Source organism: Rhodococcus sp. ENV425 (genome assembly GCF_002887785.1).
Taxonomy (GTDB): Bacteria; Actinomycetota; Actinomycetes; order Mycobacteriales; family Mycobacteriaceae; genus Rhodococcus; species Rhodococcus aetherivorans.
Map to the genome: position 1 here is coordinate 12620 of NZ_PCZU01000098.1, position 3020 is coordinate 15639.

Below are 3020 nucleotides of genomic sequence, written 5' to 3' on the forward strand. Positions count from 1 at the left end.
AGCTGCGCAACACCCGGAAAGGCGGACAGTGACCATGTCGGCAACACCCAGCATCCGCATCGGAGTCGACGTCGGTGGCACCTTCACCGACTTCCTCGTCGTCCACGAGGACGGCACCCGGCTCGTGCACAAGACCAGCTCCATCCCCTCCGACCCGTCCACCGCGGTCGTCAAGGGCCTGACCGAGATCGCCGAGCGGCGCGGGGAGACCCTCACCGGCCTGCTCGCACAGGTCCACACCATCGTGCACGGCACCACCGTCACCACCAACGCCCTGCTCACCCGCACCGGCGCCAAGACCGGCCTGCTCACCACCGAGGGCTTCCGCGACGTGCTGCAGATGCGCGACGGCACCCGCGAGGACGCCTACGACAACCGGCTCACGCCGCCGGCGCCGCTCGTGCCCCGGGCGCTGCGCCGGCCCGTCGGCGGCCGCCTCGACCACGAGGGCACCGAGGTCACCCCGCTCGCCACCGACGACGTGCGTGCCGCCGCCGAACTGTTCCGGCGCGAGGGCGTCGAGGCCGTGGCGGTGTCGTTCATGCACTCGCACGCCGGCGACGAGCACGAACGACAGGCCGCCGACATCCTCGCCGCCGAGCTGCCCGGCGTGTACCTGACCCGCTCGAGCGAGCTGCTGCCGCAGGTGCGCTACTACGACCGCACTAGCACCGCCGTGCTCAATTCCTATGCGGGACCGATCATCACGCGCTACCTTCGGGTGCTCACCGAGGCGCTCGACGCGGCGGGATTCACCGGCATCCTGCTGCTCATGCAGTCCAACGGCGGCGTCGCCACCCCCGACGAGCTGGCCCGCCGTGCCGCCCTGTCGCTGCTGTCCGGCCCGGCGTCCGGGCCCACCGCCGGCCTGCTCGAGGTCGCCCCGCACGGCTGGGACCGCTGCCTGACCGTCGACATGGGCGGCACCAGCTTCGACGCCGCCGTCGTCAACGACGGCCGGCCGCTCGTGATGACCGACGGGCAGATCGACCGCGGCCGCATCGCCCTGCCCATGGTCGACATCCACACCATCGGCGCCGGCGGCGGCAGCATCGCCTACGTCGACGAGGGCGGCCTGCTGCGCGTCGGCCCCGAGAGCGCCGGCGCCGTCCCCGGACCCGCCTGCTACGGCCGCGGCGGCACCCGCGCCACCGTCACCGACGCCGACGTCGTCCTCGGCTACGTCGACCCCGCGAGCTTCCTCGGCGGCGACATCCCCCTCGACCGGGAGGCCTCGATCGAGGCGATCCGCCGCGACGTCGCCGAACCCCTCGGCATCTCCGTCGAGGAGGCCGCCGCCGGCATCTACGACGTCGTCAACGTCGGCATGGCCGCCGGTGTCCGGGAGATCACCGTCCGCCGCGGTCTCGACGCCCGCGACTTCCCGATCGTCGTCGCCGGGGGAGCCGGGCCCGTCCACGCCGCCGCCATCGCCCGCGAACTCGAGATCCCCGTGCTCGTCACCCCGCGCGAGTCGTCGATCTTCTGCGCCGCCGGCATGCTCGTGTGCGACTTCCAGCACGACTTCGTGCAGAGCCACAAGGCCGAACTCGCCGCCCTCGACACCGGAGAACTCCTCGGGATCTGGCACGACATGGCCATGCGCGGCCGCAAGATCCTCGCCGAGGAAGGCGTCGCCGACACCGAGGTGACCCTGCAACCCTCGCTGGACATGCGCTACCGCGGCCAGTGGTACGAGATCAACGTGCCGCTCGACCCGTCGTCCCTCGACGGCGTCGACCTCGCCGACGTCGCCGAGCGGTTCCACGCCATGCACGACACCCTGTTCGGCTACCGCTCCCCGGACATGCCGATCGACGTGCTCAACATCCGGCTCAGCGTCGTCGGCACCACCCCCAAGCCGCGCCTCGACAGCGCCGTCGTGCCCACCGGCGACGGCACCGGGCGGATCGGCACCCGCCCGATCTGGTCGGTGCTGCACCGGACGATGGTCGAGGCCGCGGTGTACGACGGGCACGGCCTCGGCGTGGGCGCACACTTGGAGGGGCCGGCGATCATCGAACTGGGCACCAGCAGCGTCGTGGTGCCCGACGAGTTCGCCGTCGAGGTCGACGACCGCGGGTCGTTCGTCCTCCGCTACCGGCCGGCGGCGTCCTGAACGCCGGGCGGGTTGCCGATACGAGGGTGGAGGCCGCCGCACGGGCGGCCGAGGAGGTGCAGGGGGCCATGGACATCGAGTTCCCGTTCGACGGTGACGACGACGATCGCACCGTCGCGACCGATCTCGCCGACGTCGCCGAGTCCCTCCTCGCCGTCGACACGGTCGAGGCGATCCAGGACCTGTGCATGGACCTCGTCCCGCGGGTGCTGCCGTCCCGTGCCTTCGGCATCTACCTGTTCGGCGACTCGCCCGGCCGCACACCGCTGGCCGCCGCGGAGGGCGTCAGCGAACGCTTCCTGACGCTGTACGAGGAACTCGGCCGTCACCAGGACCCCGTGCTGCGCACGCTCGAGCAACGCCGCCGCCCCACCCACAGCAGCCGGCTGATGAGCGAGAACACGTGGACCGAGTCCCCGTTCTTCCGCGACGTGGCCCGCCTGCACGACATGCGGATGGTGCTCGAGGCGCCCATCATCGAACGCGGCCACGTCGTCGGCACCCTCAACTTCGCCGACAACGACCGGCTCGCGCTGGCGTCGCCCGCGGAGATCGCCGTCGCCGGCGCCCTGGGCCGGCTCGTGGGTGTCGCGGTCACCGAGGTGGCTCGGCGGGAGGCGGCCCGCGCCGTGCAGGACGACCTGTGGGCCGCGCTCGACCTGTCGAGCGAGGCCACGGTCATCCTCGATCTCGCCACCGGGCAACGCCAGGTCAACGCCGCCGCGCGGGCCCTGCTCGGCCGGGTCGGCATCAGCGAGCCCACGCTCTGGCTGACCGGGCTCATCGAAGCCGGCGGGCCCGGCCGCGACGCCGACGCCGGCATGCGGCAGACGTTCGTCCTGGACGTGCGCCTCGACGGGGTGTCCCGGCACCTGCAGGTGCAGAGCTGCGTCACCGACCG

At 72.6% G+C, this 3020-nt stretch carries 2 protein-coding genes; both read left to right on the forward strand.

The features are described from left to right. Positions 1-34 precede the first annotated feature (34 nt). Positions 35-2119 (forward strand): hydantoinase/oxoprolinase family protein, encoded by a 2085-nt coding sequence (locus tag CQZ88_RS08245; RefSeq protein ID WP_037200721.1) that lies wholly within the window; start codon positions 35-37, stop codon positions 2117-2119. 68 nt (positions 2120-2187) lie between these two features. Then, the coding region (locus tag CQZ88_RS29840) for a GAF domain-containing protein (protein ID WP_180986974.1) at positions 2188-3020 on the forward strand (833 nt) is incomplete at its 3' end.

Excerpts from the sequence above, each read along its gene's own strand:
- CQZ88_RS08245 (WP_037200721.1), top strand. The coding sequence starts at position 35 with ATGTCGGCAACACCCAGCATCCGCATCGGAGTCGACGTCGGTGGCACC.